This is a genomic window from Pseudoduganella sp. RAF53_2 (assembly GCF_052113985.1).
Lineage (GTDB): Bacteria > Pseudomonadota > Gammaproteobacteria > Burkholderiales > Burkholderiaceae_D > Rugamonas.
The window spans coordinates 1-13,991 of sequence record NZ_JBFRDW010000068.1 but is presented as its reverse complement, the minus strand read 5'-3'; the positions used below and the strand labels follow the sequence as shown (position 1 = coordinate 13,991).

At 62.9% G+C, this 13,991-nt stretch carries 16 protein-coding genes; 10 read left to right on the top strand and 6 right to left on the bottom strand.

What is annotated here, in order from left to right; all coding sequences use genetic code 11:
* The coding region (locus tag AB4Z11_RS06545; RefSeq protein WP_442023611.1) for an RNA methyltransferase at nt 1-436 on the bottom strand (436 nt) is incomplete at its 3' end.
* A 158-nt stretch (nt 437-594) separates the two neighbouring features.
* Between AB4Z11_RS06545 and AB4Z11_RS06540 the strand changes: the two genes are divergently transcribed.
* The 8 genes from AB4Z11_RS06540 to AB4Z11_RS06505 all read left to right on the top strand — a co-directional run bounded on the left by AB4Z11_RS06540 (nt 595) and on the right by AB4Z11_RS06505 (nt 7,168).
* Nucleotides 595-1,377: an inositol monophosphatase family protein gene (locus AB4Z11_RS06540; RefSeq protein WP_442023615.1), complete on the top strand. Its 783-nt coding sequence runs from the start codon at nt 595-597 to the stop codon at nt 1,375-1,377.
* Between the two features lie 215 nt (nt 1,378-1,592).
* Complete coding sequence (locus tag AB4Z11_RS06535; protein WP_442023610.1) at nt 1,593-3,041, top strand: DEAD/DEAH box helicase; 1,449 nt, start codon at nt 1,593-1,595, stop codon at nt 3,039-3,041.
* Nucleotides 3,042-3,158: 117 nt separating this feature from the next.
* A complete protein-coding gene (gene otnI, locus AB4Z11_RS06530; RefSeq protein ID WP_442023608.1) occupies nt 3,159-3,935 on the top strand; it encodes a 2-oxo-tetronate isomerase in 777 nt (258 codons plus the stop codon).
* Between the two features lie 75 nt (nt 3,936-4,010).
* Nucleotides 4,011-4,820, top strand: a complete 810-nt coding sequence (locus AB4Z11_RS06525) for a hypothetical protein (RefSeq protein ID WP_442023606.1) — start codon at nt 4,011-4,013, stop codon at nt 4,818-4,820.
* The gene (locus AB4Z11_RS06520) at nt 4,817-5,257 is read left to right on the top strand and encodes a hypothetical protein (protein ID WP_442023604.1); all 441 of its coding nucleotides are present in this window, start codon (nt 4,817-4,819) and stop codon (nt 5,255-5,257) included. The genes AB4Z11_RS06525 and AB4Z11_RS06520 overlap by 4 nt, the downstream gene beginning before the upstream one ends.
* Nucleotides 5,258-5,311: 54 nt before the next feature.
* Nucleotides 5,312-5,734: a VOC family protein gene (locus tag AB4Z11_RS06515; protein WP_442023602.1), complete on the top strand. Its 423-nt coding sequence runs from the start codon at nt 5,312-5,314 to the stop codon at nt 5,732-5,734.
* A 22-nt stretch (nt 5,735-5,756) separates the two neighbouring features.
* Nucleotides 5,757-6,128 (top strand): TraR/DksA family transcriptional regulator, encoded by a 372-nt coding sequence (locus tag AB4Z11_RS06510; RefSeq protein WP_442023600.1) that lies wholly within the window; start codon nt 5,757-5,759, stop codon nt 6,126-6,128.
* Between the two features lie 11 nt (nt 6,129-6,139).
* A complete protein-coding gene (locus tag AB4Z11_RS06505) occupies nt 6,140-7,168 on the top strand; it encodes a universal stress protein (RefSeq protein WP_442023598.1) in 1,029 nt (342 codons plus the stop codon).
* Here AB4Z11_RS06505 and AB4Z11_RS06500 read toward each other — a convergent pair.
* Both AB4Z11_RS06500 and AB4Z11_RS06495 read right to left on the bottom strand, forming a co-directional pair.
* On the bottom strand, nt 7,165-7,524 hold the full coding sequence (locus AB4Z11_RS06500) for a hypothetical protein (RefSeq protein WP_442023596.1): 360 nt from the start codon (nt 7,522-7,524) through the stop codon (nt 7,165-7,167). The genes AB4Z11_RS06505 and AB4Z11_RS06500 overlap by 4 nt on opposite strands.
* A 189-nt stretch (nt 7,525-7,713) precedes the next feature.
* Nucleotides 7,714-8,268 carry a hypothetical protein gene (locus AB4Z11_RS06495; RefSeq protein ID WP_442023594.1) on the bottom strand — a complete coding sequence of 185 codons (555 nt, stop codon included), beginning with the start codon at nt 8,266-8,268 and terminating at the stop codon, nt 7,714-7,716.
* A gap of 134 nt (nt 8,269-8,402) precedes the next feature.
* Here AB4Z11_RS06495 and AB4Z11_RS06490 point away from each other — a divergent pair, with 134 nt between their 5' ends.
* Nucleotides 8,403-9,866, top strand: coding sequence for an ATP-binding protein (locus AB4Z11_RS06490; RefSeq protein WP_442023592.1), 1,464 nt, complete (start codon nt 8,403-8,405; stop codon nt 9,864-9,866).
* The gene (locus AB4Z11_RS06485) at nt 9,863-11,176 is read left to right on the top strand and encodes an HD domain-containing phosphohydrolase (RefSeq protein ID WP_442023590.1); all 1,314 of its coding nucleotides are present in this window, start codon (nt 9,863-9,865) and stop codon (nt 11,174-11,176) included. Before AB4Z11_RS06490 ends, AB4Z11_RS06485 begins: the two co-directional genes overlap by 4 nt.
* Here the strand turns inward: AB4Z11_RS06485 and AB4Z11_RS06480 are convergent.
* The 3 genes from AB4Z11_RS06480 to AB4Z11_RS06470 form a co-directional block, all read right to left on the bottom strand.
* Nucleotides 11,151-12,404 (bottom strand): ATP-binding protein, encoded by a 1,254-nt coding sequence (locus tag AB4Z11_RS06480; protein WP_442023588.1) that lies wholly within the window; start codon nt 12,402-12,404, stop codon nt 11,151-11,153. The two genes, AB4Z11_RS06485 and AB4Z11_RS06480, sit on opposite strands and share 26 nt — an antisense overlap.
* 6 nt (nt 12,405-12,410) lie before the next feature.
* The gene (locus AB4Z11_RS06475) at nt 12,411-13,307 is read right to left on the bottom strand and encodes a zinc-dependent peptidase (protein ID WP_442023586.1); all 897 of its coding nucleotides are present in this window, start codon (nt 13,305-13,307) and stop codon (nt 12,411-12,413) included.
* A gap of 86 nt (nt 13,308-13,393) precedes the next feature.
* Nucleotides 13,394-13,987 carry a winged helix-turn-helix domain-containing protein gene (locus AB4Z11_RS06470; RefSeq protein WP_442023613.1) on the bottom strand — a complete coding sequence of 198 codons (594 nt, stop codon included), beginning with the start codon at nt 13,985-13,987 and terminating at the stop codon, nt 13,394-13,396.
* Nucleotides 13,988-13,991 lie beyond the last annotated feature (4 nt).

The following is a 13,991-nucleotide window of genomic DNA, read 5'->3' as shown; positions in this document are numbered from 1 at the left end:
GAATATTCACCAGCACATTGGCCTGCTGCACGATGTCGTTGGGCAGACCGAAGCGTTCGTTGCCGAAGATCAGCGCGGCACGCAATGACTCATCCGCCGCAACATGCTCGCCCACCTCGCGCGGCGACTGCACCGGCGGCGAGAACTCGCGCAAGCGCGCCGAAACCGCTGCGGCGAAGTTGATGCCATCCAGCGCCTCCGCCATCGATTCCACAATGCGCGCCGATGCCAGGATATCCTGCGCCCCGCTGGCAAAAGCCACCGCTTCCTCGTGCTGCAGCGCGCCTTCGAAGCGTGGATTGACCAGCACCAGTTCCGAAAAGCCCATGGTTTTCATGGCCCGCGCCACCGAACCGATATTGCCGGGACGGCTGGTTTCCACCAGCACGACGCGCAGCCGGGAAAACAGGGAAGGTGCGGATTCGGTCAGCTTCATTTAAAATAGCGGAATTCTGCGTTGGCAAACGGGGCGGCAATTGTACCTCTCCCAGCGGCGCACCGTTCTTTCTCACTCTTGTTCACAAACCGTCGCCGGAAGCGCGAAGCGCTGCCGCGGGCGGTATTGCCTATTTTACGGAAGCTAGTATGCACCCAATGCTCAATACGGCCATCAAGGCCGCGCGCCGTGGCGCCGCCGTCATCAACCGCGCCTCTTTCGACCTGGACCGCGTCAACGTAACGGAAAAGCAACATAACGATTTCGTTACCGACGTTGATCAGGCCGCCGAGCAGGCCATTATCGAAGTGCTGCTGGGTGCGTATCCGGGCCACGCCATCTTCGCCGAAGAATCCGGCATCACGGGCACTGTGAACGACGAGAGTGAGTTTGTGTGGATCATCGATCCACTGGACGGCACCACCAACTTCATGCACGGCTTCCCTCAGTACGCCATCTCCATCGCCCTGCAGCAAAAAGGCGTGGTGACCCAGGCCGTCGTCTACGATCCTGTGCACAACGACCTGTTCACCGCCACCAAGGGCGCCGGCGCCTACCTGAACGAAAAGCGCATCCGCGTGAACAAGCTGGACCGCATCAGCGGCGCCCTGCTGGCTTCGGGCTACAAGCCAGGCAGCCCGGCCGCCATCGCCGAATTCGCCAAGATGTTCACCATCATGGCTGAGCGTTCGCACGGCATCCGCCGTGCCGGCGCCGCGTCGCTGGACCTGGCCTACGTGGCATGCGGCCGCCTGGACGGCTACTACGAGAAGAACCTGAAACCTTGGGATATCGCCGCCGGCGCCCTGCTGGTAACGGAAGCTGGCGGCATCGCCGGCGAGTTCAATGGCGAGTCCAACTATATGAATACCGGCCACATCATCGCCGCCAGCCCGAAAGTCTTTGGCCAGATGGTGCCTCTGCTGGCCGAATTCGCCTGATTTAAGAACCCACGGCAAAGACCGGTGGCAGGCACGATGTGCCTGCCACCTGGGGTTCGCCCTGGGTTTCAGAAAATGGGGACGTAACACATTTAACTTGAAAATGTGTTACGTCCCCATTTTCTGTTGTTTCCGCACGTCAATTATTCCCAGATTGCTGCTATACTGACTGATGAGTTGCCACTCGGCAATACATCCATTTTTAAGAATTAACTATGTCCTTTTCCCAACTTGGTTTGTCCGAGGCGATCGTCCGTGCCGTGACCGAAACCGGCTACACGGCGCCGACCCCGATTCAGACGCAGGCGATCCCTGCGGTGCTGAACGGTGGCGATCTGCTGGCGGGTGCCCAGACCGGCACCGGCAAAACCGCAGGCTTTACCCTGCCGGTGCTGCACCGCCTCTCCACCGACGCTCTCGGCATCAAGCTGACCAATAACACGTCGCCACGACCGATCCGCGCCCTGATCCTGACCCCGACCCGCGAACTCGCGGCCCAGGTCGAGGAAAGCGTAAAGATGTACGGCAAGCACACCCGCCTGAATTCGGCGGTGATCTTCGGCGGCGTGAGCATCAATCCACAGATCAAACTGCTGAAGCACGGCGTCGACATCCTGGTCGCCACACCGGGCCGCCTGCTGGACCACCTGGCCCAAGGCACCGTCAACCTGGACAAGATCGAGATCCTGATCCTGGACGAAGCCGACCGCATGCTGGACATGGGCTTCATCCGCGACATCCGCAAAGTGCTCGCTGCCCTGCCGGCCAAGCGCCAGAACCTGCTGTTCTCCGCTACTTTCTCCGACGAGATCAAGGCGCTGGCCGATGGCCTGCTGGACAAGCCGGCCACCATCGAAGTCGCACGCCGCAATTCCACCGTGGAAGTCATCGCGCAGAAGATCCACCCGGTCGACCGCGACAAGAAGCATCCGATGCTGTCCCACCTGATCCGCACCCACAAGTGGACGCAGGTGCTGGTGTTCACCCGCACCAAGCACGGCGCCAACAAGCTGGTCGAGCAGCTGGGCAAGGACGGCATCAATGCCATGGCCATCCACGGCAACAAGAGCCAGAGCGCCCGTACCCGCGCCCTCGCCGAGTTCAAGGACGGCACCCTGCAGTGCCTGGTTGCGACCGATATCGCCGCGCGCGGCATCGACATCGACCAGCTGCCGCACGTGGTCAACTACGACCTGCCGAATGTGCCGGAAGATTATGTGCACCGTATCGGCCGCACCGGCCGCGCTGGTGCGACGGGCGAAGCCGTGTCGCTGGTGTGCGTGGACGAGCACGTCATGCTGCGCGATATCGAGCGCCTGATCAAGCAATCGCTGCCACGCGAAGTGATTCCGGGCTTCGAGCCGGACCCGAACGCGAAAGCACAACCGATCCAGCTGCGCAGCGGTACCGGCCATCACCGCAATCCACGCCCGAACGGCGGCGGTGGCAATGGCGGTGGACGTGGCAACGGCCAGCAGCGTGCCAATGGTAGTGGCGGCAACGGTGGCCAGCGCTCCAACGGCGGCCAGCGCGCGGCCAACGGCAGCAACGGCACACCGCGTTCCGCGGCAGGTCCGGTGGACGGCATCCGCCGCAACGGCCCGCGCCCTGCGGGTCCGCGCCCGAGCGGCCCACGCAACGGCCCGCGCGCCGGCGGACGCTAAGCAACACCCACGGCCGAAACCTGGTGTCAGCCACGATGTGGCTGACACCTGCATCTGCCGTGGGTTCTTCTTTGCTTCGACGTAGCGCATAGCCCTGTCGTGGTAGCATGCTGAGCCATGCCGAAATTCGCCGCCAATCTGTCCATGCTGTTCACCGAAGTGCCCTTCATCGAGCGCTTTGCAGCAGCCCGCAACGCCGGCTTCGACGCCGTTGAATTCCTCTTCCCCTACGCCTTCGACGCCGACGATATCGCCGAGCGCCTGCAACGTCATCAGCTTCAACTCGTGCTGCACAACACGCCGCCCGGCGACTGGAATGCGGGCGAGCGCGGCATGGCTTGCGATCTGCGCCGCGTCGACGAATTCAAAGCCAGCATTCACACCGCGCTGGCATATGCCACCGAACTGAAGGTCCCGCGCGTGCACTGCATGGCCGGCATCCTGCCTGGCGGCCTCGCGCCCGAACGCGCACGGGAAGCCTACATCGCCAACCTGCAGTACGCCGCCGATCAGTTCGCGCCGCACGGCATCGACGTGCTGATCGAGCCGATCAACAGCTACGATATTCCCGGCTACTTCCTGAACGGCTCCCGGCAGGCGCTGGAGATTCTGGCCGAAGCGGCGCGCCCCAATCTCGGCCTGCAATACGACATCTATCACATGCAGCGCATGGAAGGCGAGCTGAGCAACACGATCCGCGCCTGCCTGCCGCATATCCGCCACATGCAGCTGGCTGATACGCCAGGCCGCCACGAGCCGGGCACGGGCGAAATCAACTACCCTCACCTGTTCCGCCTGCTCGATGAACTCGGCTACGGCGGCTGGATCGGTTGCGAGTACATACCATCGGCCAGCACTGAAGCCAGCCTGGGCTGGCTGCCACGCACGGCCTGAACCGCATCTTTGCGCTGGCGCAAACGCCGCCGGCCGCAGCAGGATCAAGATGGGATCTCTGTCATGGAGGTCGCCATGCGTCCCATCGTCCTGCTCACCCTGCTTTTGGCCCTGAGCGGCTGCGCCAGCAACGCGCGGCTCAATCAGGTGCGCGACTTTGCCGACCAGGCGCCCAAGCTGGCCGGCTTCGTCGATCTCAGCGCGCGCTTCCGCGATACCTACAAACGCGAGCAGCCTTATCTCTCGCCGCAAGCCGAGGCGCGCGAGCGGGTGATCGACATCAAGCGCCACGAAGCCTATCCCGATTTCATCGCGCTGCACGACGCCGTCAGCAGCTATCTTCACGCGCTGGGTGAGCTGGCCGCGCACGGACGCTACGACTTCAGCGCCGAAAACAAGGCAATGGCCACCAGCATCAAAGCCTGGCCCGGCACTGGTCTGGAAGAGCGCCACGTCAACGCCTACAACGCGCTTTCGCGGCTCCTGCTGCGCGCAGCGGGCACGCGTGAGCAGGACAAAGCGGTGCAAGCCCTGCTGCGCGAAGGCTACCAGCCACTGCAGGATGCGCTGGATGCCATGCACACCCTGCTACGCTACTTCAGCAAAAATAATGAAAACGAAGAACGCATCGTGATGGGGATGCTGGAATCGGAAATTCCTTTTGCCGAAGATCCCCACGACCGCCTGCTGGCGGCGCTGGCCAAGTCCCACCAGCAGGAAAAAACCACCGAATATCGCCTGATCAGCCTGCGTCACACGCTTGCAGCAAAACACGTGGATGATCTGCGTGAGCGACACCTGGCGCTCTATCGCGCCCTCGATCCAGCAGCCCCCGCCATTGAAACCGGCACGCCAACCGCCGCACTGCAAGGAGCCCGTCCATGAGCCTGACCGCCAGCCTGCCGCAAGACCTGGAAGCTTTGGCCGACAGCCTGTCCGCCTGCGCCGACGAACTGCATTCCCGCCTGATGCGCGCCCTGCGCCGCCAGCAGCCCATGCAGGGCGGGCTGTCGCAAGGCGCTGCCCAGGCTCTGTTCGAGAACGAAGTCGCGCTGCGCCAGCAGGCCAACAGCCTGTATATCGATGCCGCCACCGTCTCGCTGCAGGGCATGGGTGCCACGCGCCAGGAGCTGCTGGACCTGGCGGCCAAGACCCGTCTCACCATCCGCCGCATCGACGTGATGAAGGATCTGGCCGACATCACGGCCGACTTGCTGGGCGTGGCCGCTGCAGTGGTGGCCATGCGCCCCGAGCATCTGGCCGACCCGTTGCAGAACCTGCGCACCCACCTCGCAGCACTGCATGATGACAGGAGTGCATAAACTCCGCAGCAGGCATACAATGGTCTTCCGGACAACAAAATTCGGAGACCTACCATGGCGCAACTTACCCCCTACCTGACGTATGGCGGCAATTGCAGGGAAGCGTTCGAGTATTACCGGGAACATATCGGTGCTACCGAGCTCATGATCCGGCCCTTCCGGGGCAGTCCGGCGGAAGCCGACGTGCCCGAGGATTGGAAGGACAAGACCCTGCACGCGTCGTTGATGGTAGGCGGCAATATGCTGCTGGCGTCCGATTGTCCGCCGCACGTCCCTTATCACGGCATGCAAGGTGTTTCCATCATGCTGTCCACGCCCACGGATGCGGAAACCCAGCGCATCTTCGACGCCCTCGCGCGCGGCGGCAGGATCATCATGCCGCTCGGCCAGACGTTTTGGGCCAGCAGCTTCGGCATGGTCACTGACCAGTTCGGTGCGCCCTGGATGGTCATGACCGACAGTACGCTAAAACAGTAAATCTGCCCGCGGGGGGGCCGCCATGAATGGATTGACGCCAGAACAGCTTGCGTCGTTACAGGCAGCACTGGAGCAGCGCAAAGTCGCGCTGCTGAACCAGCTCGGCGACCGCGTCGAGGGCATCGTCACGCGTGCCCAGGCGGTCGAGGAAATCGAAACCTCGCCGGCCGATAGCGCCAGCAATCGCACGCTGAATCAGCTGGAACTGGAGGCTGATGAACACAAGCTCAATCAGCTCAGTTGTATCCGCCACGCGCTCGCCAAGATCGAGGATGGCAGCTACGGCCTGTGTGAGAACTGCGACGCGGAGATTCCGTTCTCGCGCTTGAACGCGCGCCCTGAGGCGGGTCTGTGCATTGCTTGCCAGACCAGGCTGGAGAAGGCTATCCGCTAGGTGGCGGGTCAATGACCCGCCCTACGATGCGTCACGGGCGCGATATGATGCGTCACGGGCGCGGTCCTGTGGCAGCGTGCGCAGCGGTTCTGTGCCAGCGTGCGCAGCGGTTCTGGCGCACGGCCTATAATGGCCTCATGGGCTACAAGACCATTCTCGTGCATGCTGATGAGGCGCCCCATTCGGCGGCGCGCATCCTGATGGCGGCCGAACTTGCGCTGCAGGAGGGCGCGCATGTGATCGGCGTGTCCACCACCGGCATTTCACGCTTCCTGTACCAGGGCGAAACGGTGGATGAAGAAGATCCCAACCTGGTCCGCCATCTCGACGTGCTGCGCGAGCGCGCAGCCCACGCACTGGCCGAATTCGCGCCCCGCCTGCGCCACGTTGGCGTGCAATCTTTCGAGCAGCGCGTGCTGGACGATGAGCCCGGCGCCGGCATCAGCCTGATGGCCCGCCATGCGGATCTGGTCGTCATCGGCCAGTCCGCGCCCCAGCAGCGCGGCGGCCCTGATGTGCCGGCCGAAGTGCTGAGCGGTTCAGGCAAACCGGTATTGATATTGCCTTACAGCGCGCGCACTTCGTCCGCTATTGCGGTCGATTCGGCCGGTCTGGCCAGCGCGGGCGGACCGGCGCCCGGCCGCCACATCCTCGCCGCCTGGAACGCCAGCAAGGAAGCCGCGCGTGCGCTGGACGACGCCCTGCCCCTGCTGCTGCGCGCAGAGAGCGTGACGATTGCGATTTTCGATGCGGAGGAACGCCCCGGCATTTATGGCGATCCGCCAGGCAGCGAAGTGCAGGCCTGGCTGGAGCGCCACGGCATTCACGCGCAACTGGTGCTGCAGCAGTCGGAGCGCCAGGGCTTGCTGAAGCGTCCCGGCAATGTGGGGGAGCACCTGCTCGCACTGGCTGGCGAGCGCGGCTGCGATTTGCTGGTGATGGGGGCGTACGGACATTCGCGCTTCCGCGAATCCCTGCTGGGCGGCGTCACGCGCACCGTGCTCGATGCAATGACCTTACCGGTRCTGCTGTCGCATTAATCCTCGGACAGCCAGGGCAGGCTGCGGATCTTGGCCACCTGGCGCTGCGCCAGCAGCTTCCACAACTGCAAAGCATCGTCCTGGCCGCAGGACATATGGCGCGGGCTGGCCAGCGCAATTTCGCAATCGCGGTCCGACCATTCTTCGAAACGTACGGTGCCGCCCGTGGCGACTTCGACCTGGTACATCAAGCCATCGTCATAACCGAACTTGAGCACCGCCGAACCGGGCGTGCCGTCGGGGGCGGCAATTTTGCCGCCATACACTTCTGCCAGGGCCGCGGCAAGCTGGGCTTCCGTCGGGGCCGATACATCACGGCCATCCGGCCGCGTGAGCAATACCCATGCCTGTGTCATTGACGCTCTCCCTCTTCAAAAAAGCGTATGCAGTCTTCTGGCAGATAATGTACTGGTCAGCACTCCAGGGCTGTTGATCTGCGTCTAGTCCAAGCGGTTCAATGACGCCTGATGCTCACTTTATTGTAGCAACTCTCGTTACCGGCAATTACTTTAGTTCAGGACAGTGTTAGTGGGCCGCAACAGACTTCACACCCACTGCGGAACCGATAATACGGCGAAATCCTTCCAGTCACCGTTCTCGATGTGTCCGTCTGCGCGCTCGATGTGGTGCGTACCCAACTGGCGGAAAATATCGATGGCCTGCTGTTCAGTCTGGTCGTCCACCGCGACCGCAATCATCATGCCGGCCTTGCGCGGCTCAACCTGGTTGGCGACGCTGCCGCCCTCCTCTTTCTCTCCCGCATCCTTCATGTGGGAGAAACTGTAGAGCGAACCAACGTGCCCGCCCACCAGTCCCCCCAGCGCCGGACCAAGCGGGCCGGTCAGGGGGATGGTCGCCGCGCCCAGTGCCGCGCCAATGGCGGCGCCTGCCGCCACGCCTTCACCCACACCGGCCGGGGTTTCCTTGGCGCCGGGGGAATTATCGCGATCGCCGCCGAGAGGGATGACGGCGTGCTGACCCTGGGTGTTCACATAAAAGCTGCTGATGCGATCGTCCGCAAATCCGGCCGCGCGCAGCGATTCGCGCGCACGGTCAATTTCGTCTTGCAACTGTAGATGGGCTGCGATGATTTTGCTCATATCGCTCTCCTGCCAGAGTGAAAAATGCCCCCAGCTTGCCGTGCCCACCCGTTGCGCACTGTACGCGGACGCACACAGCCCTTTTGGCGATGACAGCCGTATAATAAAAATTCCAAATAAGATGCCACTTTGCCATGAGTAGCTTCTATAACGAAAGTCCGGACGATCTCCAGACGGCCGTGCAGCCAACGGCCATCGCCTTGTCCGAACTGCTGGACGGACATCCGGTAGCGACTTTCGTGATCGGCACCGACCATGTGGTGACGCACTGGAATAAAGCCTGCGAACACTTGCTGGGCTGGAGCACCGCCGAAATGGTCGGCACAACGAAGCACTGGCAAGCGTTCTACGCCCGCCCGCGTCCCTTGCTGGCCGACCTGATCGTTTCCGGCGTCGATCCGGCGGATGACGATTACTACCGCGGCAAACACAAGCACTCCGCCCTGATTTCCGGCGCTTACGAGGCGGAAGACTTCTTCCCTAATCTCGGCGAGGCCGGCCACTGGTTGAACTTCACCGCCGCACCGCTGCGCGGCCCCAACGGCGAACTGGTGGGCGCCATCCAGAGCCTGCGCGACGTGACCGAGCGGCGCGTGGCGGAAAACGAATTGCGCCGCGCCCATGACACGCTGGAGCATGTGGTTCTCAAACGCACCGCGCAGCTGGCGGAACTCAACGCCAAGCTGGAGGAAGACATCCGCCAGCGCCAGCAGGCCGAAGATGAACTGCGCCGCCGCAACGTGGAACTCACCGACCTCAACGAACAGCTTGGCAAGGCCCAGCAGCAGCTGGTGCAGTCGGAGAAGATGGCGTCCATCGGCCAGCTGGCCGCCGGCGTGGCGCACGAAATCAACAATCCGATCGGCTACATCTTTTCCAACTTCGGCACCCTGCAAAGCTATCTGGATAATCTCTTCGCCATGCTGGACGCCTACCAGCAAGCCGAAGGCAGCATCGCGTCGCCGGAAGTGGCCGAGCGCCTGCGTTCCATGCGGCACCAGGTCGAACTGGGCTTCCTGCGCGAAGACATCCCCTCGCTGATGCAGGAATCGAAGGAAGGCATCGTGCGCGTGCGCCACATCGTCCAGGACCTGAAGGACTTTTCGCGCCTTGATACCCAGCAGGACTGGGTGTGGGCCAATCTGCATCAGGGCATCGATTCGACGCTAAATATCGTGGCCAACGAAGTGAAGTACCGCGCCGAAGTGGTGCGCGAATACGGCGACCTGCCCGACATCGAATGCCTGCCCCTGCAACTCAATCAGGTGGTGATGAACCTGGTGGTCAACGCGGCACAGGCCATTGGTGCGCAGCGTGGCAGCATCAAGCTGTGCACCGGCCGCGAAGGCGAGAACGTCTGGCTGACCGTCAGCGACAACGGCAGCGGCATCGCACAGGAAAACCTGGGCCGCATCTTTGATCCCTTCTTTACCACCAAGCCCGTGGGCAAGGGGACCGGACTCGGGCTCTCGCTGGCTTACGGCATCATCCGGAAACACCATGGCCGCATCGAAGTGGATTCCACGCCCGGCAAAGGCACTTGCTTCCGTATCACGCTGCCGATCCGCCACCCGCCCGAACAGGAGACTCGCCCATGAATTCTGCCGCGCCAAGCGCCGCCGAAGCCAGTTCGTCCACCTTGCTGTGCGTGGACGATGAGCCGAATATTCTGTCCTCGCTGCGCCGCCTGTTTCGCGGCAAGGGCTACCGGGTGCTGACCGCCGAAAGCGGCGCGGAGGGTTTGCAGGTATTGGAGAGCGAGCCGGTGGATCTGGTGATCTCGGACATGCGCATGCCCGAAATGGACGGCGCGCGCTTTCTCGCCAAGGTGCGCGAGCGCTGGCCCGACACGGTGCGCCTGCTGCTGACGGGCTATTCGGATATTCAATCCATCCTCGACGCCATCAACAAGGGCGAGATCTACCGCTACATCACCAAGCCCTGGGACGACAACGATATCCTGCTGGTGGTACGCCACGCGCTGGAACGCCACGAGCTGGAGGCACTCACCAGGCGTCAGCACGCGGAGCTGGTGGAGCTGAACCACTCGCTGGAGCAGAAGGTGGAGGCACGCACCCGTCAACTCAAGCTGGCCCACGATGCCGCTGTCTCGGCCAACGAAAAGCTGAAGCAAAACTTCCTCACCACGATCAAGATCCTGTCGGGCATCGTTGAAATGCGCGGCAGCAGCCTGCCCGGCCACGCGCGCCAGGTGGCCGATCTGGCGCGCAAGATCGCCATTCAGCTCAAGCTCGATGCCAGGGAAGTGCAGGACGTGTTCATCGCCTCGCTGTTGCATGACCTAGGCCGCATCGGCTTTTCGGACGAGATGCTGAAGACGCCCGTCACCCTGCTGCAAGGCGAGAAGCTGGCGCAGTACCGCAAACATCCCCTGTTTGCCGAGCACCTGCTGATGCCGCTGAACGACTTGCACGGTGTGGCATCCATTCTGCGCTCGCAGATGGAGCGCTTCGACGGCAATGGCCATCCGGACCGTCTGATCGGCTTTGCGATTCCCATGGGCGCGCGCATCCTGGCGCTGGCAACCGATTACTACAATCTGCAGCAAGGCGCGCTGGTGCAGCGCCATGTGAAGGCTGAGGAAGCAAAGTCCCTGATTCTAGACGCCAGCGGCAAGCGCTATGACCCGGCCGTGGTGATGGCCTTCCGCCAGATCATCGATGGCGGCACGCCGGCCGGCGAGGAGCCGAATGGCGTGGAGCTTCTTTCCGGCGAGCTGATGCCCGGCATGGTGCTGGCGCGCGACCTGGTGAGCCGCGATGGTCTGATGCTGCTGGCCGCCGACCACACGCTCGATGCGCGCATGATCCAGCAAGTGCAGGACTTCGAGAAGAAAAGCGGCGCGCGCTTGCCGATCTGGGTCAGGCAGCGGCACCCGGCGGGCTGACCGGCAGGTGCACAGTGAAGGCTGTGCCCTTCCCCACTTCCGAGATCACTTCGATATGTCCGCCGTGGCGGTTGACGATGCCATAGGACAGCGACAGCCCCAGCCCCGTTCCGCTGCCAACCGGCTTGGTGGTGAAGAAGGGCACGAAGATCCGCTTCAGATTTTCGGGCGCGATGCCAACGCCATTGTCCTGAATCCGCACCCACACCCAGCCCTCACGCGTGCCTGTAATGATGCGAATGACGCCGTGATCCTTGATGGCTTGCGCCGCATTGATCAGCAAATTCATGAACACCTGATTCAGCTGGGAAGCCAGGCAGCGCACCAGCGGCAGCGGGCCGTAATGCTTTTCCACCGTGGCCTTGAACTTGATCTCGTTGTGGGCGATGTTCAGCGTGCTGTCGAGGCCCTGGTGCAGATTGGCCATCTGCCATTCCGTTTCGCCGACGTGGGAAAAGTCTTTCAGCGCCTGCACGATGTCGCGCACGCGGCGCAGGCCGTCAAGGGATTCGCGCACCAGGGCGCGTGTGTCGTCCTTCAGGAAATCGAGGTCGGCGTGCTGCAGCGCTGGCAGCACGCGCGCCTGCACCGCCGGCTGGTCGGCGCTGGCCTGCTGGTAGGCGTCGATCACCGAGAACAGCGTGCCGACATAGGAGGCCATGGTGCCCATATTCGAATTCACGAAGCCGACCGGGTTATTGATCTCGTGCGCGATGCCGGCCGCCAGCTGGCCGATGGACGCCATCTTCTCCGCTTGCAGCAGCTGTTCATGCGCCTCGCGCAGCTGGGTGATCAGCTCGCGCTGCGCGGTGATGTCGGTGAGGGAGCCAATCACCTCCAGCGGCGCACCGGCTTCGTCGCGGATCAGGCGCAGCTGGTCGTGCATCCACAGATAACGGCCATCGGCGGCGCGAAAGCGGTACTCATAGGTGCGCTCGCCTTCCGTGAAGATGCTGGCCAGGYTGGAAACGATCGTGGGCGCGTCATCGGGATGAATATGGTCGAACCAGAAGTTCGGGTCCGCCAGCATGTCCTCCGGCCGGTAGCCCAGCACATTGAAGGCATTGTTGCTGACGAAAGTCATCTTGAAGTCGCCCGACGGCACGGTGGCGTAGATGATGGCCGGCGTGTTATCGACCAGGTACTTCAGGCGCTGCAGGGGCGACGCGGGCTCGGTAGCCCGCTGCGGGGATTCGGAGGTGAAGAATTCGAAGTCTTCAAACTCCATGGCCTGCTACCAGTTGGCCCACGCGTAGGAGCGCGACGGGACGGGCATGGCGAGCATCACTGGCTCGGGTTGCGGCGGCGGCGGTGCAGGCAGCCATTCGCGCGGATCGACACGGTAGTATTTCTGCAGCTCGCCAAACAGCTCGGCGTGGCGCTCGGCCAGCTGCCAGGGCTTGCCGAAGAAGGTTTCGGTGGCGACGGCAAAGAATTCGGCGGGACTGGTGGCGCCGTAATGATCGAGCACGCTGTCGTGGCGGCCGAAATAGGCATCGCGGCGCAGCGCATCGAAATCGCGCGACAGCACCTGCGACCAGCTGCGGTAGCTGTCCTGGCTACCCAGGTAAGGCGCGCCGTTATTGGCGCCCGATTCGCTGTCCAGCTGATGGGCAAATTCATGCAGCACGACGTTGTGTCCTTCCGGCCAGTCGTAGGAGCTGCGCAGCACGTCGTCCCAGGACAGCACCACGCGGCCATCCTTCCACGATTCGCCCAGCATCTGCTGGCGCGCATCGGTGATCACGCCGCCCGGTCCCGTCTCCGGACGATTGGCAATGAAAGCGCCGGGATACAGCAGGATGCTGTGCAGGGCTGGGTAGACTTTGGAGGGACGGTTCAGCAGCAGCAGGCAAGCCTGGGCGGCAATGGTGACGCGCATTTCCTCGGTCACTTCAAGACCGGCGCAGCCGATGAACTTTTTCTGGTGCAGGAATTGCAGGATCAGACGCTGCAACTGCTGCTGCAGCGGCGCGGCCATGCGGCCGTAGATGGGAATATTTCGCTCGAGAATAGCCAAGGCGGAAGCCGGCAAAGGCCGGGACAGCGCCCGCTTCAGGGTCAGGCGCGGATACCAATACGGCGCCGACAAAGCCAGCACCGCCAAAGTCAACCAGATCAAAGCTTCCATAAGGCCGTCCATAACAGAACTCGTCCGCCACAGATGAGGCTGGCTGTCGGCATTTCAATGCCGACAATGGAAGCTTACACCGATCTTTACGGTTGCGCCTTTTGCAGCGAAGCGGGCGCACCGAACAGCGCGGCAACCAGCGGATCGCGGGTCACCGGGCCGCGGTTCACGCGAATGGCGTAATGGGTATCATCGGCCAGGATATGGAAATGGCGGCCATTGCCGGCCATGCTCTGCTCGCGCAGGCTGGGGCGTTCCTTGCGTGGCGGCGCACCTTCGCGCTTCGGCTGGGCGATCGCAGCCAGGAAGGCTTTGACGCGCTCGGCATCCGGGGTCAGCTGGTAGACAGCCTTGCCCAGGTAGGTGGCGGTACCTTCAATATAACGAGCCAGTTCGATCACGCCTGCGTCGCGCAGGTCGCGGATATATTTGCGAGCGCCGGACGGCGAAAACTTCAGGAACCAGGCGATTTCGTCCGCCAGCATTTCATGGTTCTGCAGTTCGCCAATCAGCTTTTGCATGTTCTCGATGCGGCGCAGGGTCGCAGAGGTCGAGCGCACGCGCTCGATCGGGGCCAACGACAGGGCTTTGCGCTCAGTCACGGGACCGGGCCTTTCGACCAGGGCCAGGTGCGGGCGGGTCAAAGCCGCTGCGGGCGACAGCTCCTGGCGGGCTGCCACTGCT